Below are 21,579 nucleotides of genomic sequence, written 5' to 3' on the forward strand. Positions count from 1 at the left end.
AGAGGAAAAATCATGGCACGTACGCCACTTATCGCAGGTAACTGGAAGATGAACCTCGACCACGTCGAGGCTATCGGTTCCGTTCAAAAGTTTGCGTTCTCCCTGCCTAAGGACTACTACGAAAAGGTCGACGTGGCCTATATGGTCCCGTTTACCGATATTCGCACCATCCAGACGCTGGTAGAAGGCGACAAGTTGCAGATCACCTACGGCGCGCAGGACATCTCTAAGCATGAGTCTGGCGCCTTCACCGGCGAGGTATCTGGTCAAATGCTAGCCAAGCTCGGCTGCAGCTGGGTAGTCGTGGGACACTCGGAGCGCCGTCAGTATCATGGCGAGACCGATAAGCTCGTCGCAGAAAAGGCCGCCGCAGCCTTGGATAATGACATTAGCCCCATCGTGTGCGTAGGCGAGCCACTGGCCGTTCGCGAGGCCGGTACTCACGTGGACTACGTGGTTAACCAGACCCGTAATTCTTTGGCTGGCCTTAGCGCTGAGCAGCTTGCCAAGACCGTCATTGCTTATGAGCCGGTCTGGGCCATTGGTACCGGCAAGGTAGCCTCCGCAGACGACGCACAAGAGGTTTGTGCCGCCATCCGCGAGCTCGTGAAAGAGCTCGCCGGTGACGAGGTAGCGGAAGGCATTCGTATTCTCTACGGCGGTTCCGTCAAGGTTGATTCCGTTGCGGAGATCGTCAGCAAGCCAGACGTAGACGGCGGCCTCATCGGTGGCGCCTCCCTGGTGGGCGAAGAGTTTGCCAAGTTGGCTGCCAACGCAGCTAATGCCCTGAACTAACAGGAGATATCACCTGTCACAGGTTCGCGTTCGGCGCGGGTTGGAATGGTTCCGGCCCGCGCCATCGTGTACAGTGGGCCGGTGTGACTGCTTTGCTGGACGCAAAGCCTAAAAGTACGATTCCGCGCTAGTGGGTGGCAAGAGTCAACCACAAGGCGCACGTTAGAAATAAGGATTATCCTCATGGTCTTGGCACTGGAAATCATCTTGGTCATCGCAGCTATTTTGATGTCCATCTTCGTGCTGCTGCACAAAGGTAAAGGCGGCGGCCTGTCCAGCCTCTTCGGCGGTGGCGTGCAGTCGAACCTTTCCGGCTCGACCGTCGTGGAAAAGAACTTGGATCGCTACACCGTGGTGATGGTTATCATCTGGCTGGCCTGCATTGTGGGCCTAAACCTGATCCAAGCCTTCGCTTAAGCGAAAAGCCAGGATAGCGAAAGCGCCGGCACTAGCTTCCTACCACTAATTTTCCTAGGGGATCTGAAAGTGGGGAAGCGGTGCCGGCGCTTTTCGATTGGCGTCAGGCGCTAAAAGCAATGTGCCCGCACGCACACTGCGGATTGCCTGCTCATATCTCGGAAGCAGCGTCATCGGCAAGGAAGAGAACGGTTTCCTTCCTACCGTGTACGCCGGCTGCCGGCCATTCCTCGGCCGCAGCGCCCTCTACCACGTGCTTGGCCGCTTCCGACTTGGCTTCGCCGGCCACAAGGAGCCAAATGCGATCGGATTTATTGACCGCCGGAAGGGTGAGGGTAATGCGCTCGCTGGGCGGCTTTGGGGAATCGTGGACGGGAACAGCTAGTTCTTCTTGCTCCCGAATAGCGGAGGAATGCGGGAACAAGGAATTAATATGGCCCTCCTCACCCATGCCTAGTAAGTGTAGGTCGAAACCATGAGGGGCAAATTCCTTCAACTCTGGTTCATATGCGCTTGCCGCTGCTTCCATAGACACCGCGCCCAGATCAAAACCGTGAATATTTTGGTTTGGGATATCTACGTGGTTGAGCAACGCATTGCGCGCCTGGCCCTCATTAGAATCTGCGTCGGAAACGGGTACATTGCGTTCGTCGCCGAAGAAAACGTGAACACGCGACCAATCGATGCGCTGAGCAGGAAAATTTTCACCTTGCTGCTGGGCGGCGAAATCCAAACGGGCCAACTCGTGGAGAACGCCAATTCCGGCTCCGCCGCCAGTGAGGACAACACGCGCGACACCATCGTCGTGGAGGCCGCCACCCGATGCTTGGATACGCGCTACGGTATCCACGAATTTCAGTGCGGCCTGGGAGATAAGGTCATCCACATCGCTCACGCGGTGAAGAGTTACCATTATGTATCGCTATCCTTTACAAAGATTCAGATTAAAGCCGTTTACTGATTACTGTAGTCTACCTGGGCTAGTGCACGGAGCGCTTGTGCATAGGTTTTATCGGCATCCAAATGGCGCAGTTCTTCAGAAAGCACCTCAGCTTGTGAGCGCTTATTGAGGCTCACCAAGGATTCCGGCGAACCCGGAACACACACACGCACCGTGCGCTCGTCAATGACATCGACGTCTACGTGGGTTGTCTCCCGATTGAACCGCAAATGAGTCACTGGGAAGTGGTCATCCTCGGAGTCGGCCACTGTGCGATGTACGGGAACTGCCAAGCGGTCGAGCAACCATCCAGCGGCGAAATCCGGGGCTGGGTGGCCGGCCGGACCTGCTACCTCTACCGACTTCACCGGCTCGTGGGGATGACGGTCCAAGGCGGAGGCAACGACACCGCGCCACAAGGTGATGGCAGCCCAAGACATATCGGAATCACCCGGCGTGTACCCGGCAGATAGGGTGCGAAGATCTTCGCCGGTCACGCGTCCGTCAAAGGCAACGTTAGTTATGCGGCGCTGCGCCAACTTTCCCACCGAGCTGGAGGCAGGGTCCGGTGGGCACAGAGTAGGCCACCAAGCGACCAGCGGGGTATCAGGTAGTAGCAGCGGCGTGACTACTGCTTCGTCTTGGTTTGCCAAAGCACCGTGCAACTTCATGATGACCATCTCGGAGGCACCTGCTTCGCCGCCCACGCGTAGCTGTGCATCAAGGTGGGTTTCGACCTGCGGGTCTCCCGTTACTACGACCAACACTCGTGACGGGTGCTCGTGGGAGGCATCGCGCACGGAAGCGAGAATGCTTTCAAGGTCATCATCCTCACGGGCCGCCACGATTAGAGTGAGCACTCGGCCGGTAGTCAGGGTGTAATGTTCTTGCGCCTCTACTAATTTCTTGGAGATTTCACGCGTAGTGGTATTGGGCAATGGAATAATCATTGTCTGCGTCCCTCCTATGGGCGGCGCCAGGAGTGACCCCGGCGACGCAGTATTTTATCGGCGGATTCGGGTCCCCAGGTGCCAGCGCGGTACTCCTCGGGCTGCCCTGCTTCGGCCCAGTAATCGATGATGGGGTCCAAAATCGACCAGGAAAGTTCTACCTCTTCATTGGTGGGGAATAGCGAAGACTCGTCCAAGAGGGCATCCAAGATCAATCGCTCATAGGCCTCCGGGGATTCCTCGGTAAAGGCCTCAGCGTAGGCAAAGTCCATATTGACGTCGCGCACCTCCATAGTGGAGCCGGGCACCTTGGAACCAAAGCGCATGGTGACACCCTCATCCGGCTGCACGCGGATAACGACCGCGTTTCTGCCCAGCGCATCGGTTTGACCATCGACGAATGGCTGGTTAGGAGCCGCCTTGAAAACTAGCGCAATCTCGGTCACTCTGCGGCCCAAGCGCTTGCCCGTCCGCAGGTAGAAAGGTACTCCTCCCCAGCGGCGGGAGTTGACTTCCAAGGTACAAGCAGCGTAAGTCTCCGTTGTGGATTCCGGATCGAAGCCTTCTTCCTCGCGCAACCCCTTGACAAACTCGGAGCCTTGCCACCCCGCGGAATATTGGCCGCGAGCAGTGGTCTTATTCAGAGGGTGAACGGCATGGGTAGCGCGCAAGACCTTTACCTTTTCAGCCCGCAATTCTTCCGGCTCGAAGGACGACGGTTCTTCCATCGCGACGAGGGCCAAGAGCTGCAAAAGATGGTTTTGGATGACGTCTCGAGCTGCGCCGATGCCATCATAGTAGCCAGCGCGACCGCCTAGGCCGATGTCTTCAGCCATGGTGATTTGGACGTGATCGATATAGTGGGCATTCCACATAGGCTCAAAAATCTGATTTGCAAAGCGCAAAGCCAAGATATTTTGTACCGTTTCTTTGCCCAGATAGTGGTCGATGCGGAACACCGCGGACTCAGGAAAGACAGCGTTGACAATCTCATTGAGCTTGCGTGCAGATTCCTGGTCATGGCCGAAAGGCTTTTCAATGATGACGCGGCGCCATGAGTCTGCAACGGAGTTGGCCATGCCCACCCGCTCCAGCTGGTGGCAGATATTGGAGAAAAACTCCGGTGGAACGGAAAGGTAATATGCCCAGTTGCTGCCGGTTCCTCGCTCTCGGTCTAGCTCGCCCAAGCGGGCGGAGAGGCGATCGAAGCCGGCATCATCGAAGGAACCTTGGACAAATTCGATGCCCTGCGACAGGTGCTGCCAGACATCTTCATTAAATTCGGTGCGCGAGCCCGCCACTACAGCTGACCGAACGTAGTCACAAAATGCGACCTTGTCCCAGTCACGGCGACCATAACCCACCAGGGTAAAACCAGCGGGCAAGAGACCTCGGCTCGCTAGGTCGTAGATTGCGGGCAGTAGCTTTTTATATGCTAGGTCACCGGTAACGCCGAAGATGACCATGCCCGCGGGTCCTGCGATTCGCGGCAATCGCTTGTCGCTGGCATTGCGCAAGGGGTTGACCCAAGCGGCTGAGTCGGTCACGAAGAATCCTTCCTGAGTTTATGGGCTTTTAGCTCGCTAATATTCTAGCGGCAGAATGCCCCGCCGAATTTTCGGCGGGGCACAAGTCACACGGCTAGTTTACGCGAGTCGTTCCTCGATGGAAGCAAGTAGTTCATTCCAAGCGGCAACAAACTTTTCTACTCCCTCGCGCTCTAGCACGGCAAAGACATCGTCGAAATCAATGCCAACCTCGTTTAGCTGGGCAAAGACGCCTTCTGCCGTCTCGCGGCTGTCCGATAGGGCATCTCCGTGAAGATTGCCTTGGTCGAGAACCGCATCGATGGTCTTTTCCGGCATGGTGTTGACCGTATGCGGACCGGCCAGCTCAGATACGTACAAGGTGGCTGGGTAATCGGGATTTTTCACACCGGTCGAAGCCCACAATGGACGCTGAAGGTGGGAGCCTTCTGGCAAGTCGGCGTCGTCAAGCAAAGTGTCCTGGAAGAGGGCATAGGCGCGCTGTGCATTGGCGACGCCCGCCTTGCCCCGCAGTGCTAGGGCTTGCTCGCTGCCAATGGCCTCCAAGCGCTTGTCTACTTCGGTATCCAAACGGGAAACGAAGAAGGACGCTACGGAGTGGATAGTTGCGACGTCCTTTCCGGACTCGGCGGCACGCTTGAGACCGGTACAGAAGGCCTCGATGACAGCGCGGTAGCGTTCCACAGAGAAAATGAGGGTGACATTGACACTGATACCTTCCGCCAGGGCATCCTCAATTGCTGGGAGGGAGCCGGTGGTGGCTGGAATCTTGATCATGACATTAGGGCGATCGACCTTCGACCACAGCTCACGGGCCTGTTCGAGTGTGGCGGTAGGGTCATCCGAAATTCGCGGATCGACCTCTATGGATACACGGCCATCTGCCCCATCAGTGGAGGAGTAAATATCCGCAAAAAGGTCACACGCATTTTGAACGTCTTCAATGGCAAGGGCGTATACCGCTTCATCGGCGCTGGCCTTTGACTCCTTTAGCGTTGCCAGCTCGGCGTCGTAAGCGGTGCCATTGGTCATCGCCGCAGCGAAAATCGCTGGGTTGGTGGTCACGCCCACAATGGACTTGGTCGAAATGATTTCCTTGAGGTTGCCGGAAACGAGACGCTCGCGAGAAAGATCATCAAGCCAGGTCGAGGTTCCCAGCTGGGCAAGTTCCGAGATATGGTTCATGCTTTATCCTTATCCAGTCCTGTTAGGGGTTACTTATTCGCGGCGGCTAGGGACTCCTGTGCCGCCTCAACTACCGCTGCAGTGGTGAATCCAAACTTTTCAAAGAGCTCGCCTGCAGGAGCAGATGCGCCGTAGTGCTCAATGGAGATGCTGCGGCCAAAGGAACCGGTGTACTTATGCCATGACATTGCAATACCGGCCTCAATAGAAACGCGCGCCTGCACCTTGCTGGGGAGCACAGATTCGCGGTAAGCGTCATCCTGCTCATCAAACCACTCGAGGCAGGGTGCGGACACAACGCGGGTCGCCGTTCCAGCTGCCTCTAGCTCCTTCGCGGCAGCGACAGCCAGCTGCACCTCAGAGCCTGTAGCAAGAAGGATGACCTCTGGTGTCTCCTTGGACTCTTCCACCAGAACATAGGCACCGCGGCGGACGCCGTCATGCGCCTTTTCCTTGGTGCCTTCCAGCACTGGTAGTCCCTGGCGGCTCAGCGCCAGGCCCTTAGGCGCGGCCTTGTACTCAAGGGCTGCCGCCCATGCCTGTGCAGTCTCGTTGGCATCCGCAGGGCGGATAACGGACAGGTTGGGAATGGCACGCAGGGCAGAAAGAGTCTCTACTGGCTGGTGGGTAGGGCCATCTTCGCCCAAACCGATGGAGTCATGGGTCCACACGTAGTAGGTATCGGTCGACATCAGGGAACCCAAGCGCACAGCCGGGTACTGGTACTCGGAGAAGATAAGGAAGGTGCCGCCGTAGACGCGGGTATTACCGTGCAGAGCAATACCGTTCATAATCGCAGACATTGCGTGCTCGCGAATACCGAAGTGCAGGTTGCGGCCATAGGGTTGAGCCGACCACATATCGGTAGTAATGGCCGCGGGGCCGAAGGAATCCGCGCCCTTGATCACGGTGTTATTAGAACCGGCAAGGTCGGCAGAACCGCCCCACATCTCCGGCAGAGAAGCAGCCAAGGCCTGGATGGCGGCTTCAGAAGCCTTGCGGGTGGCCAAAGTTTCGCCTGGTTCCCATTCCGGTAGATCAGCACTGAAGTCTTGCGGCAATTCGCGCGCATTCATGCGGTCAAAAAGTGCCTTATTCTCCGGATTAGCTGCAGCCCATGCGTCGAACTTTTCTTGCCACGCAGAGTGTTTTTCTGCGCCGCGCTCGCGCAACATGCGGGTGTGCGCAATGACCTCATCATCGATGTGGAAGCTGCGCTCCGGATCAAAGCCCAAGACTTCCTTGGTGGCAGCTACCTCGTCATCGCCCAACGCAGCACCGTGGACACCGCCGGTATTCATCTTATTCGGGGCAGGGTAGCCGATAACCGTCTTTACGCGGATGAAGGACGGACGATCGGTTTCTGCTTGAGCAGCCTTGACAGCAGCCTCAATGGCTACGACATCTTCTCCAGATTGCACCGTTTGGACGTGCCAGCCGTAGGCCTCATATCGGGCCACCACATCTTCATTGAAGGCAATATTTGTATCGTCTTCAATAGAGATTCGGTTATCGTCCCAGAAGACGATCAAGTTGCCCAGCTTTTGCGTGCCAGCCAGAGAAGAAGCCTCCGCGGTAACGCCTTCTTGTAGGTCGCCATCGGAGGCGATGGTGTAGATGTAGTGATCGAAGGGGGATTCACCAGCAGGGGCTTCTGGATCGAAAAGGCCGCGCTCCTTACGCGCCGCCATGGCCATTCCAACGGAGGACGCTAGACCTTGGCCGAGGGGGCCAGTGGTGATTTCAACACCGTCGGTGTGGTGGACCTCGGGGTGGCCTGGGGTGCGTGACCCCCACGTGCGCAGCTGCTCGAGGTCTTCCATTTCCAAGCCAAAGCCGCCCAAGTAGAGCTGGATGTACTGGGTAAGGGAAGAGTGGCCAACCGAAAGTACGAAGCGGTCACGGCCGGCCCAGTGCACGTCAGCGGGATCGTGATTAATGACCCGCTGGTAGAGCGTGTAGGCGAGGGGAGCGAGTGACATTGCCGTGCCGGGGTGACCGGAACCGCACTTTTGTACCGCGTCGGCGGCTAGTACTCGCACGGTGTCGATAGCGCGGGTGTCAAGCTCCGACCAATCCTCCGGATAACGGCGCTCAACCATAGTTTGGAGCTCTGGGGACAACTTATCTTTCGACACGAAAAGCCTCGCTTACGTCTAGGTAAAAAGTACTTAACTTTATTAAGTCTAGTAATTTTTTAGCCGGCGGTGCGCAATTATAGAAAGCCAGGCATAACCGGTATGCTGGCATGGCTAAGCGGTGCACGCGAGCACGCAAAAGCGTGTGCCAAATCTAGCGGACATGGGTCTGTAACCTCTCGCGCCTGCGCCGAAAAATGTGAGTGAGAGAACTGGAACTTTTTCACGGGCATGTGCGACCGCTAGGGGTGACCGCGCGCAGGAGATGCGCGAGGCACAGTTCACCAACGTTCAGATAGTGGAGGAATTCCTTGGAGACCATCAAGGCCTATTTTGCGCTAACGAAACCGAGGATCATTGAGCTCCTCCTCGTGGCCGCAATCCCGGCGATGCTCCAAGCGCAGCGCGGCGTGGAGGCTGTGTCAGACAATATTTGGCTCATCGTGTCGACCATTTTCGGCGGCTGGTTGGGCGCTGGCGCCGCCCACACGTTCAATAACGTCGTGGACTACGAGTTGGATCAAAAGATGCAGCGCACGAGGGCTCGTCCGCTCGTAAGAGCGAAGATTTCGAAGCGGAACGCAGCCATTTTTGCCTGGGTAATGCTTATTATTTCCGTGCTGTGGCTGGGCCTCCTTGCCCATTCTTGGCTCGCAGCTTTCTTCGTCGTGTTGACGAACTTCTTCTATGTCTTCGTCTACACCAAGTTTTTGAAGATGCGCAATGCGCAAAACATCGTCTGGGGCGGCCTCGCAGGCTGTATGCCGGCCATGGTTGGCTGGGCCGTAATTCGGGATAATGCCCCAGCCGGAGAGCCTGACCGCTGGTGGCAGGCAGTGGTGCTCTTCCTCATCATCTTCTTCTGGACCCCGCCGCACACGTGGGCGCTGGCCATGAAGTACAAAGAAGACTACCGAAAAGCCGGCGTGCCGATGCTGCCTGTGGTGGCGGGCGAAGCAGAAGTCACTCGCCAGATCGTGTGGTACACCGTTGGAACGGTGATCGTGACCCTACTCATCGTCCCCGCAGCATCGTGGATCTACTTGGTCGCAGCGCTTGCTTCGGGTGCGGTATTCCTGTGGATGGCTATCCGGTTGCATAAGGGAGTTAAAAATGGCGCCAAGGTTAAACCGATGCGCTTGTTCATTTACTCCAATAACTACCTTTCGGTGCTCTTTATCGGTTTGTCCATCGACGCAGTCTTAGGCTGGGAGCCCTTGGGCCGGATGCTGGGCTGGTCGGCCACGTTATTCTAACTGTGCCCCATTCCAAGAGCGGGGCAAAAAGAGCGCGGGAGAAGCAGTGCTGCTTTTCTCCCGCGCTCTAGGTGTAGGTGGGTGGAACCTAGTCCTTGTCCCCGTCTCCGTCGCCGTCTTGGACGCGCAGAACGATGGAGCCGGTAGTCTTGCGCTCCTGCAGGTCGCGGTGAGCCGCAGCGGCTTCTGCCAAAGGATAGGAGGCCGTGACGTTAAAGCGTAGGTCGCCGTCCATGACAGCTTGGATGACTGCTTGGGCGCGCATTTGAAACTCGCCTTCTTGTGCCGTCCATGCGCCGATGGAAGGCCGCGTCAGGAAGATGGACCCATGCTTGTTCAGCAGCTGTGGGTCGATAGGCTCAACCGGGCCAGAGGCGGCACCAAAAAGCGCGACGGTGCCGCGTGGGCGTACTGCCTCTAGCGATTCCTGGAAGGTAGCTTTGCCGACGCCGTCATAAACCACGTCGACGCCCTTGTCACCGTTGTAGCGGCGAACTTGCTCGGCGAGCCCCTCGCCGTAGCGAAAAACCTTATCCGCCCCGGCCGCGTAGGATAGTTCTTCCTTTTCGTCCGTGGACACGACCGTATAAACGGTAGCACCTAGCGACGATGCCATCTGGGTGAGGATTTGCCCGACGCCGCCGGCACCGGCGGTAATCAGGCAAGAAGCACCTTCGCCCAATTGATAGACCCCGTGCGCTAGATAGTGCGCGGTAATGCCTTGGAGCAACATGGATGCTGCAACCTCAGGTTGGAAATCGTCTGGGACTGCCACCAGTCCCTCGCGCGGGACGCAGACCTTCTCGGCGTAGGAGCCGAAGGCCTGGTTCCACGCCACCATTGTGCCTTCAGCAATTTCTCCCTTTGGGTCGTGGACGACTCGCCCGGTACCTTCGAATCCGGGAATGAGTGGGGTGGCCGCGTTGTAAATGCCCTCACGGAAGTAGGTATCGATGTAGTTGACGCCGGCCATGATGACGTCCACCAATACCTCATCGTCATTCGGGGTGGGGGCGGGAACTTCGGTATAGCGAAGTACTTCTGGTCCGCCGGTTTCTGTGACCTGAATTGCGTGCATATAGCCAGGCTAGCGCAAAAAGCCGGCCGAGTGCAGGACTTCGGCCGGCTGGTTGCGCTGCGCGTTAAGCCGTCGCGCGTGCTGCTTCTAGCGAGGCTTGGCGTGCGGCGTACTTTTCATCGCCGCTAGGGGAGCCGGTGATGAGATCCGCGGTGCCATCGGTACGGCGTACGCCGTGTGCCCACAGTAGTGCGGTATAGGCCGTGACAAAGGAGGATAGCCCAATGTGGAAAGGAACAGTCCAGCGCGGAATGCTCATATAGAACTGGTAGACGCCTACGGCCCACTGGATAAGGATGCAGGCGATGAGGACCCAGCCCGCCTTCTTCGCGTCCTGTGGGGCACGGTTCTTATAGAGCAGGAAGATGGTAATAACGGTAAGCGTCAGGTAGACGTACATGCACATGGCGTGGGTGACGGCCATGGCTTCGGTATCCACCTGCAAGCGGCCTTCCATTCCGACCCCGGAATCGCCAGAGTGGACGCCCGAACCGGTAACCATAGTGCCGGTGATAAGGACAATGCTGAGGGCAATTGTTGCGACTGCAGCGAGCAAGCGAATCGCCTGGGGGAATCGTGCTCGTGGCGTTCCGTCATCGGGTTCCAAGATGCGGGAATAGAGCATTGCCGCCAGCCATACCAAGAGCATTGATGGCAGGAAGTGCAGTGCTACAGACCACCAGCGCAGGTCGAGATGGACAGAAATTCCGCCAATGACCGCCTGCAGCACAATGCCAGCGACATTGAGCCATGCATACACCTTAAGCTCTGTGCGCCGACGTGCCATGCGCATGGCGATGACGGCGGCTACCGCCGCAGCGGTGACGACGAACGTGAGCAGGCGGTTACCAAACTCGATGGCCTGGTGCAGTGCAGGAGCGGCGCCTTCCATGGGGACAAGGGAGCCAGGCTGGCACTCGGGCCAGGTAGGGCAGCCGAGTCCCGAGCCGGTCACGCGGACAATGGACCCAGACACGGTAATACCACCCTGGCATAAGAGAAGGATGAGCGCGATGAGGCGCTGTTGCTGCAGCGTAGGGGCGGCTTCTTTAAAGAAGCGCTTGATTTTTGTCCAGTAATTCACGCATAGCATCCTACTAGTCGGGAGATTTTGGGCATAAAAATTCCTCTTGTTTCGGGCGGAACCGGACAAAAGTCACATTTAGCCCTCGAAGCGGAACCAACGGGCCGCTGCGAACGACGTCACGGCGAGCCAGGCGGCCAAGGAAACGAGTTCTAGGCCGGGGAAGGTGGAGTTGGAGGCGTCGGTAAGGGCGCCTGCCAGAGCGACGGTGGGGACCACGTTGAGGATGCCATTATCGCCCAATCCCTGGGAGTATAGGGTCCACCCGACCACGCCGAGGAGCACGAACCAGATGAGGTTGGCCAGCGCGAGCACCATCTCTGAACTAAGCGTGCCGCCAAGCAGTAGCCCCATGGCGGTAAAAGCCGCGACGCCAAAGAAAAGGGAGAGGAGCATGAGCAACACCCCACCCGGGCTGATACGCAGACCCAAAATGAAGGCGGCTATGCCCAAGACAAGGATTTGGAATACCACCATCGTGAGCACGCCGAGGATTTTGCCGCCGATAATGGCCCACGCCGGCACTCCGGATGCCCCGGTGCGCTTGAGGGCCCCGTACCGTCGGTCAAAGGCAAGTGAAATAGCTTGACCGGTAAAGCCCGCAGAGGTGGCCGCAACTGCAAGCACCATGGGGAAAACCTCGTGCAGGCCGTGCTTGGTAACGGACTCCAAGTGGGCCGCACCAATGAGGATGGCCAGTGGAATGATGACGCTGAGCAGTTGCTGTTCGCCGTGGCGCAGCATGAGCTTAGCTTCCATCGTGCCTTGCGCGAGCAGCATAGCGCCGGCGCTGGTCCGCTTGGGGGCGGGAGTAAAGGTCCCGGGTTTAAAGGTAGTGCTCATAAATGGCTTCTTTCCTCGACGCAATGAATTGAATATTTTCCCAAGATGGGATTGCAGCTAGCTGCGCAAGTGGCGGCCCGTGAGGTCAAGGAATACCTCTTCCAGATTGCGGTGGGCCGCATCTAAGTACCGCAGTAAGACTCCTTGGCGGGCGAGCTCAGCGCTGAGCGTGGCGATGGTCTCGGGAGTGCCGGCTTGGCTCAAGCGGTAATGCAGGGGACGGGATTTGGTGGCATTAATCCCCGCCGCAGCTAGGGCCTCCATATCTACGTCGATGTCGGTGCTGAAATTAAGCCCTGCCGATTCCGTCTGGGCGGTAAGTTCTGCGGGGGTGCCGTGAGCTACCAGCTGACCATGATCCATGATGGCCAAGCGGTCTGCCAGCGACTCCGCCTCATCCATCAGGTGGGTGGTTAGAACGATGGTTACGCCATCCCGCTGCAGGGCTCGGACTAGGTCCCAGACCGCCAACCGGGATTGTGCATCCATGCCTGCCGTAGGTTCATCCAGAAAAACCAACTCGGGTCGTCCGATGATAGCCAAGGCGAGGGACAGGCGTTGCTGTTGTCCTCCAGATAGCCTGCGATAAGGGGTGCGAGCCACCCCCTCAAGCCCCAACGTTTCTAGTAGCCACTGCGGGGAGAGAGGCTGGGCGCTGTATCGGGCAGAAAGCTCCAGCATTTCTAGCACGCGGATGCCGGAATAGGAACCGCCGCCTTGGAGCATGATACCGACCTTTTCTCGCACCCTATCTGGTTCGGTACTTGGGTTTAGCCCTAGGACGTCGATGGTGCCGCTGGTGGGATGGAGAAAGCCCTCTGACATTTCAATCGTCGTGGACTTTCCGGCACCATTGGGGCCAAGGAGACAAAAGACCTCGCCCTGGGCAACGCTGAGGCTAAGGCCATTTACGGCAGTGGTGGAGCCAAACTTCTTCACCACGTTGTCCAAGGTTAGGGCTGGGCGGTCGGCTGAAATGGAATTCACGTGGCATTAGTTTAGGACACGGATTCCGCTGCGCCGCACTGCAACCCACCACAGGGTGGCGATAGCAGTGAAGGCACAGGCGGCTGACACGTAGACCACAATGATGGTGCTGGGGGGAAGGCCGAGACCGCGCGGCAGCACAAAGAAGCTCATCGCTGCGGAATAGGCTACGACGCTGAAGCGGAAAATGAGCCTATTAGCCCACGCGGCCAAAGGTAGTACGGCCCATAGGATGTACCACGGATGGACGACGGGGAAAAAGATAACCAGTACTAAAGAGGCGATGCCGAGTCCTCCCACGGGGTGGATGTGGCCGCGCAAGGTGGCAAAGAGCATGCGGGCCATGAAGGCTACCGCCACGAGAACACCAAAGGTGCGGGTGACTGTGAGAATGGCTTCGGTGTGGTCGCCAAGGCCTAGGAGCATTCCGATAAAACCGGTACCTACGCCTACGGCGGTGGACGTAGAAAGCCACGAGCGAATGGACGCCGCCCCGCCTTGCCCGGTAATCCACCCCAAGCTAATGCCGGTGCAGACGCTAATAAGAGCAACGGTTGTTACTAAAACGATTATTTGCAAAGCGATGGCGTAGGCCAGGGCCTTCCAGCGTGCCGTACCGTGTGCGTTGATGAGGCGGCGAGCGTAGGCCATGCCCACAAAGCCCAGCCCAATAAAGCCAGTAACCTTGACCATTCCGGCACAGGAAAGGCAAAAACCGGAAGCTACCAGGGCTAGGTAGGCACTGCGTCGGGAGGCATCCAGCTTGTCGACGCCGCGGAGACCCAGTTCCATGCCCACCAATAGCAAACCCAACATGATGGACTCATTATGGATTCCGCCCACTAGATGCAAGATGGTCAGCGGGTTGAGGATGCCGAGCCACAGTGCAGATTCTGGAGATACCCGGCAGCGCTGCGCGAGACAGCTTATGGCCCAACCAGCAACAATAATCCCGGCGATGGACAATAGGCGATGGGTGATAACGCCCAAGAGGATGGAGTTAGAAGTAACCGCGCTGACCACAGCTGCGAGGCCGAGTGCTACCGGGCCATAAGGGGAAGGGGAATTAGCCCAGATAAACGGCACGGAGCGGGCGAGCTTATTACCTGCCCCTAGCAATTGAACGGGCCCGGCAGAATATGGATCCATGCCCTGTGCCACGATGGAACCATTAGCCAAGTAGGAGTAGATATCTTGGGTGAATAGCGGGGCGGTAAAAATCAACGGGATGACCCACCCCGCCCAGGTTTGCCACAGTTGATGCGTGGTCACCAGACGGCGAGCACCCGCTGGGGCGGTGGCCTTGTCCTGAGGTTGGCGCAAGGGGGTTCCGACAAAGGGGGCGAGGAACACCCAAGCGGAGACCAATAGGCCTACTCCCACCATTACTATGGCGGAGGAAGTTTGCAGCATGCGGGACATCAAGGAGCCGAAGGGCACGTTGTCGTAGGGATTGCCCACCACGGGGAGTGCGCCGGCGCCTAGGGCGCCGAACGCAATGAGCAGGGAGCCTACCGTGCCTACCCAGCGCAGAATGAAAAATGTCCGCCACTGTGCTGTGGTGGTGCGCTTGAGGCCATCCGCATTGGCGGGGACAAAATCAAACCGAGAATCGGGTTCGGCGGCCCCCGTGTCTTCGGCGTGTAACCGTGCCGACCGGGAACCAGCGGTACCCAGCTGCGGCAGCTCTGCCTTCACGCCAGAAAATAAGCCGCGGATTTTGCCTGTCATGGCATATGACTTTACGCGAATCAATTGCTTAAACCCCAGCGGGCCCGCCCACATCGTGGGCAGCACGGTCGAGTCGGGCCGTTAGGGGAGTGTTGCCACCCCCCGTGCCACGCCGAAGTTTGGCCAATGGTGGCATTCCGGAATGAATTAAGGAACACTAGTGTTGTCTAATATTGAAGGCGCTGTTGAACTGCGGCGAGCATCCCGGAGCTACGGGAGGACGTTGCGGGGCGGCAGTAAGTGTCTGAAGCGCGAAGGGAGGTCCCAGCATGAGCAGTCCGCAACGTAGTGTGGCTACGCCGAAGCCGGCGAAGGAATCCCGCACCACGGATGGTGATACCCGCCGTCAAGTTATGCTGTTGCTGTTGAAAGACGGGCCCGTTACCGCTTCCCACTTGGGTGAACGCCTTGGCCTTTCTGCTGCCGGAATTCGCCGGCACTTAGACAACTTGGTGGAAGAGGAACTGACGGAGGTCGTGCGCCGCCGACCCGCTACCCGCGGCTCTGCGGGCAGCGGTTCTGGTCGCGGGCGACCAGCCAAATACTTCCGCCTCACCGATCGTGGCCGCGCACAATTCGGTCACGCTTATGATGATCTGGCCTCAGAGGCCCTGACAGCTTTACGCGCGGTCGGCGGGTCTGAGGCCGTCAAACACTTTGCCAAAGTCCGCTTTGAGCGCCTCGTGGCAGATGTTCGGCCTCTGATAGAAGAGGGCGAGTCTGTTGAAGACGTGGCTCGCAAGCTGGCCGAGGTGCTGGATGAGCACGGGTATGCCGCCACGGTGGACCGCGCCGGCCAGGGAGTGCAGATCTGTCAGCACCATTGTCCGGTCTCCCACGTGGCGGCCGAGCATCCAGAGCTGTGTGAGGCGGAACAGGAAGTCTTTTCTGCTTTATTAGGCAAACACGTACAGCCTTTGGCTTCCATTGCTGGAGGTCACGGAATCTGTACCACTAACATCCCCTTGACACCCGTTAATACAAATACTGAAAGGAGCGAGTCATGACCCAGGCACAATCGGCACCCGATAACAAGATGACCGATGATGAAATCATTGATTCCATTGGTGCATATGAGTACGGCTGGCACGACTCGGACGCGGCTGGTGCTTCTGCTCGCCGCGGCTTAAACGAAGATGTAGTACGCGATATTTCCGCCAAGAAGGGCGAGCCAGAATGGATGCTTAACCAGCGCCTAAAGGCTCTCAATATCTTTGATAAAAAGCCCATCCCCACGTGGGGTGCGGACCTATCTGGCATCGACTTTGACCAGATCAAGTACTACGTGAAGTCCACCGAGGAGCAGGCCCAGACGTGGGAAGACCTCCCGGATGACATTAAGGCCACCTACGATAAGTTGGGCATTCCAGAGGCCGAAAAGCAGCGCCTCGTTGCAGGTGTGGCAGCCCAGTACGAGTCTGAGGTTGTCTACCACCAGATTCGTGAGGACCTAGAAAGCCAGGGCGTTATCTTCGTCGATACCGACACCGCGCTGCGTGATTACCCAGAGCTCTTCAAGGAGTATTTCGGTACCGTCATTCCCGCGGGCGATAATAAGTTCTCCGCGCTGAACTCCGCCGTGTGGTCGGGTGGCTCCTTCATTTACGTGCCAAAGGGAGTGCACGTGGATATTCCGCTGCAGGCTTATTTCCGCATCAACACGGAAAACATGGGTCAGTTTGAGCGCACCCTCATCATCGTTGACGAGGACGCCTATGTGCACTACGTCGAGGGCTGTACCGCACCTATCTATAAATCCGACTCTTTGCACTCTGCAGTAGTAGAGATCATCGTGAAGAAGGGCGGCCGTTGCCGCTACACCACCATTCAGAACTGGTCCAGCAACGTCTACAACTTGGTGACCAAGCGCACCAAGGTAGAAGAGGGTGGCACCATGGAATGGGTCGACGGCAATATTGGTTCCAAGGTCACGATGAAGTACCCGGCAGTGTGGATGACCGGACCATATGCAAAGGGCGAGGTCCTCTCCGTTGCCTTTGCTGGTGAGGACCAGTTCCAAGACACCGGTGCCAAGATGACCCACATGGCCCCGCACACCTCTTCCAATATCGTTTCCAAGTCGGTGGCTCGTGCCGGCGGTCGCGCCGCTTACCGCGGCTTGGTGCAGGTCAATCAGAACGCGCACCATTCCACGTCGAATGTCGAATGCGATGCACTGTTGGTCGACAATATCTCGCGTTCGGATACATACCCGTATAACGACATCCGCAATGACCACGTCACGCTGGGCCATGAGGCAACCGTTTCCCAGGTTTCTGAGGAGCAGCTGTTCTACTTGATGTCCCGCGGCATTGCGGAAGAAGAAGCAATGGCGATGATCGTGCGTGGCTTCGTTGAGCCGATTGCTAAGGAGTTGCCGATGGAGTACGCCCTCGAGCTCAACCGCCTCATCGAACTGCAAATGGAAGGATCGGTCGGCTAAAGAAAATGGTCGCTTCGAACGAATTCAATCCGGATGAGATCACCAAGGGTGATGTCTTTACCTCCACCAACGTGGAGGACTTCCCGGTGCCACACGGCCGTGACGAGGTCTGGCGCTTTGTTTCCCTGCGCAAGCTCCGTGGCCTGCATAATGGCGAGTTTGCTGAGGCTGTAGCCCAGGATGTCACCGTGAGCGAGCACCCGGGCGTAAGCTCCGAGACCGTCGCTCGTGATGATGAACGATTGGGCCGTGTAGGTACCCCGTCTGATCGTGTCGCGGCACAGGCATGGACCTCCATGCCAGAAGGCCAGGTTGTCACCATCGATGCAGAGGCTCAGGTCGAAGAACCCGTCGTCATTACCTATACCGGCAAGGGCGAGGGCGTAACGTCCTTTGGCGCCACCTCCATCGAGGTAGGCCACCACGCTGAAGCTACCGTCATTTTGAAGTATGTCGGCTCCGGCACCCACGCGGATAACGTCGAGTTCATCGTGGGCGATGGTGCTCACTTGACCGTTGTCGTTGACGTTGACTGGGAAGACGATGCGGTTCACCTGTCCAACCACGTTGCCCAGCTCGGCCGCGATTCCGTGCTACGCCATAACTCCGCCATCTTTGGCGGCGAAGTAGTACGCATCGTGCCGCGCGTGAACTTCACCGAGCAAGGTGGCGACGCAGAGCTATTGGGCGTGTACTTCGCGGACGAAGGCCAGTACTTTGAGAACCGCATGCTCGTGGATCACTCCGTTCCTAACTGCCGTTCCCATGTTCTTTATAAGGGCGCGCTGCAGGGTACTAAGCAAAATGAGGCCCGCACCTGCTGGGTGGGCGATGTTCTCATTCGCTCCAATGCACAGGGCACTGATACCTACGAGACCAATAACAACCTGATCCTGACCGAGGGCGCTCGCGCGGATGCAATCCCTAACCTGGAGATTGAGACTGGTGAAATTACCGGCGCCGGCCACGCAGCCACCGTTGGTCGCTTCGATGACATTGAGTTGTTCTACCTCATGTCTCGCGGCATTCCAGAGGCTGAAGCCCGCCGCCTCATCATCCGTGGCTTCTTCAATGAGGTCATCCACCGCATCCCGGTGCAGTCCCTGTCTGAGGAATTGGAAGACCGCATTTCCGAAGAACTGGAAAAGATCTCCGCCTAAAGCTTTCATAGAAGGAAACCACACACATTATGTCTACTCTGGAAATTAAGAACCTCCACGCTCAAGTGCTGCCGACGGAAGAAGGCGGCGAGCCGAAGGAAATTCTCAAGGGCGTCAACCTGACGATCAACTCTGGCGAGATCCACGCCATCATGGGCCCGAACGGCTCCGGCAAGTCCACCTTGTCCTACACCATCGCCGGCCACCCAAAGTATGAGGTTACCGAGGGCGAGGTGCTGCTCGACGGCGAAAACCTACTGGACATGCCCGTCGATGAGCGCGCTCGTGCCGGCCTTTTCCTGGCAATGCAGTACCCCACTGAGGTCCCGGGCGTAAAGGTCTCCCAGTTCATGCGTTCCGCCGTCACCTCCATCCGCGGTGAGGCACCGAAGCTGCGTGAATGGAATAAGGAGCTTACCCAGGCCCGCGAGAACCTGAAGATCGATAAGTCCTTCATCTCTCGCTCCGTTAACGAGGGATTTTCCGGTGGCGAGAAGAAGCGCCATGAGGTTATGCAGCTGGATATCCTCAAGCCAAAGTTCGCAGTGATGGATGAGACGGACTCCGGCTTGGACGTTGACGCCTTGCGCATCGTTTCTGAGGGCATCAACAGCTACCAGAAGGAAACCAATGGTGGCATTTTGATGATTACCCACTATAAGCGCATCCTGAACTACGTGAAGCCGGACTTTGTCCACGTCTTCGCTGATGGCCACGTCATCAAGACCGGTGGCGCCGAATTGGCCGATCAGCTCGAGTCTGACGGCTACGACCAGTTCCTCAAGTAAGGACCGGCCACCGGCCGGTCAACCGAGACTATCCTAAGAAGATTCATGTCTGGATTTGATGTAAACGCAATCAGGGAGCAGTTCCCGATTCTCCAGCGCACCGTCCGAGGCGATAAGCCTCTGGTGTATCTGGATTCAGGCGCTACCTCCCAGCGCCCGCTGTCGGTGTGGAAGGCGGAAGAGGAGTTTGTGTTGCATACGAACGCCCCTGTTCACCGCGGTTCCTACCAGTTGGCGGAAGAAGCCGATGATGCCTATGAGTCCGCACGGCAGGCTATCGCCGCGTTCGTAGGCGCGGACCGCGATGAAATCGCCTTTAGCAAAAACGCCACCGAGGCCCTGAACGAGGTTGCTTATGTGCTTAGCGACGAACGCGCGGGGGACCTCTACGTAGGCGAGGGCGATACCGTTGTGATCACCGAACTGGAGCATCACGCTAACTTGGTGCCGTGGCAGGAGCTTTGCGCTCGTACCGGCGCTACGTTGAAGTGGTACTCCATGACCGAAGACGGTCGCATCGATCTCGATTCGCTCGAACTCGATGAATCCGTCAAGGTCGTTGCGTTTACCCATCAGTCCAATGTGACCGGTGCTGTGGCGGATGTCGATGAGCTGGTACGCCGCGCCCGCGCGGTTGACGCCATGGTTGTACTCGACGCCTGCCAGTCGGTGCCGCACATGGCGGTAGATTTCCACGCCTTGGATGTGGACTTCGCGGCGTTTTCCGGTCACAAGATGTGTGGCCCCAGCGGCGTTGGTGTCCTCTACGGCAAGGAGGAGCTGCTCAAAAAGCTGCCGCCTTTCTTGACCGGTGGCTCCATGATTGAGATTGTCAAGATGGAACAGACAACCTTTGCCGAGCCGCCGACACGCTTTGAGGCAGGCACGCAGATGACCAGCCAGGTAGTAGGCCTCGGCGCCGCGGTGAAGTTTTTGGAAGAAGTGGGCATGGATAATATCCACGCGCACGAAAAGAAACTTACGGAGCGCGCACTGCGCCAGCTGAAGGAAATCTCGGGCCTGCGCATCATCGGCCCGGAAACCACTGAAAACCGCGGCGGTGCCATTTCTTTCACCGTGGACGGCGTTCACCCGCATGACTTGGGCCAGGTCCTCGATGACCACGGCGTGTCCATTCGCGTTGGCCACCACTGCGCGTGGCCATTGCACCGCGCCTGCGGGGCACAGTCCACCGCCCGAGCCAGCTTCTACCTCTATAACACCGAGGAAGAAGTAGATAAGCTGGTGGAAGCAATCAAGGCCGCCCGCGAATTCTTTGGAGTTGCCTCATGAACCTAGATTCCATGTACCAGGACGTCATCCTGGACCACTACAAGAACCCGCAGCACGCCGGACTGAGGGAGCCTTATCAGGCTGAGGTTCACCATGTGAACCCGTCCTGCGGAGATGAGCTGACCCTGCGCGTGCGTCTTTCCGATGACGGCAAGACCGTTGAGGACGTCTCCTATGACGCGGAAGGCTGTTCCATCTCGCAAGCTTCTACCTCGGTTATGGCTGAAGAAATCGTTGGGCTACCGCTCGCGCAAGCCAATGAGAAGCTGGCCGAGTTTGAAAAGATGATCACCTCTCGCGGCCAGGACGAGGGCGATGAAGACCTCATCGGTGATGGCGTAGCCTTCGCCGGAGTGTCCCAGTACCCAGCGCGCGTAAAGTGTGCGCTCCTCGGATGGAAGGCCTTCCAGGCTGCTTCCGCCGATGCACTAACAGAAGTGGAGAGCTAGATGACTGATCCCGTAGATCCTTATCAGAACGAGAATTCCTCTTTCTCCGGCAGCGGCGAGCGACCGGAGCAAACCGAAGAGCAGATTTCCAAGGCCTTTGACGTCACCGAATTTATGCGAGACGTCATTGACCCTGAGCTCGGGATCAACGTTGTTGACTTGGGCCTTGTCTATGATCTGTGGTTCGAAGAGGACAATGGCAAGGAGATCGTCATGATTAATATGACGTTGACCTCGCCGGCCTGCCCATTGACCGATGTCATTGCTGAGCAGGTGGAAGACATCGTCAAGGCCAATAAATTGGCCGATGCCGTCCGTATCAACTGGGTATGGATGCCACCATGGGGTCCGCAGATGATTACGGAAGAGGGCCGCGAGCAACTTCAGGCCCTCGGCTTCGCGGTTTAAATCGCGTCCTACGCACACGCCTCCAGCAGCGCATTTCCCGGTCTAGGGAGACAGTTGTTGGGGGCGTTAGCGCGTCTTAGCGTCGGC

General features: G+C 57.7%; 20 protein-coding genes. 10 read left to right on the forward strand and 10 right to left on the reverse strand.

All coding sequences use genetic code 11. The annotated features are described in order from the left end of the window. Nucleotides 1-12 precede the first annotated feature (12 nt). Together tpiA and secG are read left to right on the forward strand one after the other, a co-directional pair. Nucleotides 13-795: a triose-phosphate isomerase gene (tpiA, locus tag MHK04_RS01785; protein WP_023021498.1), complete on the forward strand. Its 783-nt coding sequence runs from the start codon at nucleotides 13-15 to the stop codon at nucleotides 793-795. 183 nt (nucleotides 796-978) lie between these two features. Further along, a complete protein-coding gene (gene secG / locus MHK04_RS01790; RefSeq protein ID WP_005324856.1) occupies nucleotides 979-1,212 on the forward strand; it encodes a preprotein translocase subunit SecG in 234 nt (77 codons plus the stop codon). A 151-nt stretch (nucleotides 1,213-1,363) separates the two neighbouring features. Here secG and pgl read toward each other — a convergent pair whose 3' ends face one another. From pgl to tkt, 5 genes are all read right to left on the reverse strand, one after another. Beyond that, complete coding sequence (gene pgl, locus MHK04_RS01795) at nucleotides 1,364-2,125, reverse strand: 6-phosphogluconolactonase (protein ID WP_023021499.1); 762 nt, start codon at nucleotides 2,123-2,125, stop codon at nucleotides 1,364-1,366. Between the two features lie 41 nt (nucleotides 2,126-2,166). Further along, a complete protein-coding gene (locus tag MHK04_RS01800) occupies nucleotides 2,167-3,102 on the reverse strand; it encodes a glucose-6-phosphate dehydrogenase assembly protein OpcA (protein ID WP_239207668.1) in 936 nt (311 codons plus the stop codon). Between the two features lie 14 nt (nucleotides 3,103-3,116). Further along, on the reverse strand, nucleotides 3,117-4,649 hold the full coding sequence (gene zwf, locus MHK04_RS01805) for a glucose-6-phosphate dehydrogenase (protein WP_023021501.1): 1,533 nt from the start codon (nucleotides 4,647-4,649) through the stop codon (nucleotides 3,117-3,119). Nucleotides 4,650-4,748: 99 nt separating this feature from the next. After that, the gene (tal, locus tag MHK04_RS01810; RefSeq protein WP_239207669.1) at nucleotides 4,749-5,834 is read right to left on the reverse strand and encodes a transaldolase; all 1,086 of its coding nucleotides are present in this window, start codon (nucleotides 5,832-5,834) and stop codon (nucleotides 4,749-4,751) included. Nucleotides 5,835-5,863: 29 nt separating this feature from the next. Continuing rightward, nucleotides 5,864-7,936 carry a transketolase gene (gene tkt, locus MHK04_RS01815; protein WP_239207680.1) on the reverse strand — a complete coding sequence of 691 codons (2,073 nt, stop codon included), beginning with the start codon at nucleotides 7,934-7,936 and terminating at the stop codon, nucleotides 5,864-5,866. Nucleotides 7,937-8,283: 347 nt separating this feature from the next. Between tkt and MHK04_RS01820 the strand changes: the two genes are divergently transcribed. After that, entirely contained in the window at nucleotides 8,284-9,228 is a 945-nt protein-coding gene (locus tag MHK04_RS01820; RefSeq protein WP_239207670.1) for a heme o synthase, read from the forward strand. 88 nt (nucleotides 9,229-9,316) lie between these two features. On the opposite strand, the gene MHK04_RS01825 is transcribed toward MHK04_RS01820, so the two are convergent. From MHK04_RS01825 to mptB, 5 genes are all read right to left on the reverse strand, one after another. After that, nucleotides 9,317-10,306 (reverse strand): quinone oxidoreductase family protein, encoded by a 990-nt coding sequence (locus tag MHK04_RS01825; RefSeq protein ID WP_239207671.1) that lies wholly within the window; start codon nucleotides 10,304-10,306, stop codon nucleotides 9,317-9,319. 64 nt (nucleotides 10,307-10,370) lie between these two features. Next, entirely contained in the window at nucleotides 10,371-11,399 is a 1,029-nt protein-coding gene (locus tag MHK04_RS01830) for a COX15/CtaA family protein (protein ID WP_034655361.1), read from the reverse strand. Between the two features lie 69 nt (nucleotides 11,400-11,468). Next, on the reverse strand, nucleotides 11,469-12,233 hold the full coding sequence (locus tag MHK04_RS01835) for an ABC transporter permease (RefSeq protein WP_239207672.1): 765 nt from the start codon (nucleotides 12,231-12,233) through the stop codon (nucleotides 11,469-11,471). 57 nt (nucleotides 12,234-12,290) lie between these two features. Next, nucleotides 12,291-13,220, reverse strand: a complete 930-nt coding sequence (locus MHK04_RS01840) for an ABC transporter ATP-binding protein (protein WP_239207673.1) — start codon at nucleotides 13,218-13,220, stop codon at nucleotides 12,291-12,293. Nucleotides 13,221-13,226: 6 nt separating this feature from the next. Then, on the reverse strand, nucleotides 13,227-14,951 hold the full coding sequence (mptB, locus tag MHK04_RS01845) for a polyprenol phosphomannose-dependent alpha 1,6 mannosyltransferase MptB (protein WP_239207674.1): 1,725 nt from the start codon (nucleotides 14,949-14,951) through the stop codon (nucleotides 13,227-13,229). A 269-nt stretch (nucleotides 14,952-15,220) separates the two neighbouring features. Between mptB and MHK04_RS01850 the strand changes: the two genes are divergently transcribed. The 7 genes from MHK04_RS01850 to MHK04_RS01880 are packed head-to-tail and all read left to right on the forward strand — an operon-like array spanning nucleotide 15,221 to nucleotide 21,492. Further along, entirely contained in the window at nucleotides 15,221-15,958 is a 738-nt protein-coding gene (locus MHK04_RS01850; RefSeq protein ID WP_023021510.1) for a helix-turn-helix transcriptional regulator, read from the forward strand. Continuing rightward, a complete protein-coding gene (gene sufB, locus MHK04_RS01855) occupies nucleotides 15,955-17,394 on the forward strand; it encodes a Fe-S cluster assembly protein SufB (protein ID WP_023021511.1) in 1,440 nt (479 codons plus the stop codon). Before MHK04_RS01850 ends, sufB begins: the two co-directional genes overlap by 4 nt. Before the next feature lie 5 nt (nucleotides 17,395-17,399). Next, on the forward strand, nucleotides 17,400-18,554 hold the full coding sequence (gene sufD, locus MHK04_RS01860) for a Fe-S cluster assembly protein SufD (protein WP_239207675.1): 1,155 nt from the start codon (nucleotides 17,400-17,402) through the stop codon (nucleotides 18,552-18,554). Between the two features lie 29 nt (nucleotides 18,555-18,583). Beyond that, nucleotides 18,584-19,342, forward strand: coding sequence for a Fe-S cluster assembly ATPase SufC (gene sufC / locus MHK04_RS01865; RefSeq protein WP_023021513.1), 759 nt, complete (start codon nucleotides 18,584-18,586; stop codon nucleotides 19,340-19,342). 45 nt (nucleotides 19,343-19,387) lie between these two features. Beyond that, nucleotides 19,388-20,635 carry a cysteine desulfurase gene (locus MHK04_RS01870; protein WP_239207676.1) on the forward strand — a complete coding sequence of 416 codons (1,248 nt, stop codon included), beginning with the start codon at nucleotides 19,388-19,390 and terminating at the stop codon, nucleotides 20,633-20,635. Further along, nucleotides 20,632-21,084 (forward strand): Fe-S cluster assembly sulfur transfer protein SufU, encoded by a 453-nt coding sequence (gene sufU, locus MHK04_RS01875; protein WP_023021515.1) that lies wholly within the window; start codon nucleotides 20,632-20,634, stop codon nucleotides 21,082-21,084. Before MHK04_RS01870 ends, sufU begins: the two co-directional genes overlap by 4 nt. Further along, nucleotides 21,085-21,492 (forward strand): metal-sulfur cluster assembly factor, encoded by a 408-nt coding sequence (locus tag MHK04_RS01880; RefSeq protein WP_023021516.1) that lies wholly within the window; start codon nucleotides 21,085-21,087, stop codon nucleotides 21,490-21,492. Nucleotides 21,493-21,579 lie beyond the last annotated feature (87 nt).

The sequence above is a fragment of the Corynebacterium nasorum genome, from assembly GCF_022345765.1.
GTDB classification, from domain to species: Bacteria; Actinomycetota; Actinomycetes; order Mycobacteriales; family Mycobacteriaceae; genus Corynebacterium; species Corynebacterium kefirresidentii.

Bases quoted from the DNA above. Each gene is read 5' to 3' on its own strand.
- tpiA (WP_023021498.1), top strand. From the start codon at position 13: ATGGCACGTACGCCACTTATCGCAGGTAACTGGAAGATGAACCTCGAC.
- secG (WP_005324856.1), top strand. From the start codon at position 979: ATGGTCTTGGCACTGGAAATCATCTTGGTCATCGCAGCTATTTTGATG.
- pgl (WP_023021499.1), bottom strand. From the start codon at position 2,125: ATGGTAACTCTTCACCGCGTGAGCGATGTGGATGACCTTATCTCCCAG.
- MHK04_RS01800 (WP_239207668.1), bottom strand. From the start codon at position 3,102: ATGATTATTCCATTGCCCAATACCACTACGCGTGAAATCTCCAAGAAA.
- tal (WP_239207669.1), bottom strand. From the start codon at position 5,834: ATGAACCATATCTCGGAACTTGCCCAGCTGGGAACCTCGACCTGGCTT.
- tkt (WP_239207680.1), bottom strand. From the start codon at position 7,936: ATGGTTGAGCGCCGTTATCCGGAGGATTGGTCGGAGCTTGACACCCGC.
- MHK04_RS01825 (WP_239207671.1), bottom strand. From the start codon at position 10,306: ATGCACGCAATTCAGGTCACAGAAACCGGCGGACCAGAAGTACTTCGC.
- MHK04_RS01830 (WP_034655361.1), bottom strand. From the start codon at position 11,399: ATGCTATGCGTGAATTACTGGACAAAAATCAAGCGCTTCTTTAAAGAA.
- MHK04_RS01835 (WP_239207672.1), bottom strand. From the start codon at position 12,233: ATGAGCACTACCTTTAAACCCGGGACCTTTACTCCCGCCCCCAAGCGG.
- mptB (WP_239207674.1), bottom strand. From the start codon at position 14,951: ATGACAGGCAAAATCCGCGGCTTATTTTCTGGCGTGAAGGCAGAGCTG.
- MHK04_RS01850 (WP_023021510.1), top strand. From the start codon at position 15,221: ATGAGCAGTCCGCAACGTAGTGTGGCTACGCCGAAGCCGGCGAAGGAA.
- sufB (WP_023021511.1), top strand. From the start codon at position 15,955: ATGACCCAGGCACAATCGGCACCCGATAACAAGATGACCGATGATGAA.
- sufD (WP_239207675.1), top strand. From the start codon at position 17,400: ATGGTCGCTTCGAACGAATTCAATCCGGATGAGATCACCAAGGGTGAT.
- sufC (WP_023021513.1), top strand. From the start codon at position 18,584: ATGTCTACTCTGGAAATTAAGAACCTCCACGCTCAAGTGCTGCCGACG.
- MHK04_RS01870 (WP_239207676.1), top strand. From the start codon at position 19,388: ATGTCTGGATTTGATGTAAACGCAATCAGGGAGCAGTTCCCGATTCTC.
- sufU (WP_023021515.1), top strand. From the start codon at position 20,632: ATGAACCTAGATTCCATGTACCAGGACGTCATCCTGGACCACTACAAG.
- MHK04_RS01880 (WP_023021516.1), top strand. From the start codon at position 21,085: ATGACTGATCCCGTAGATCCTTATCAGAACGAGAATTCCTCTTTCTCC.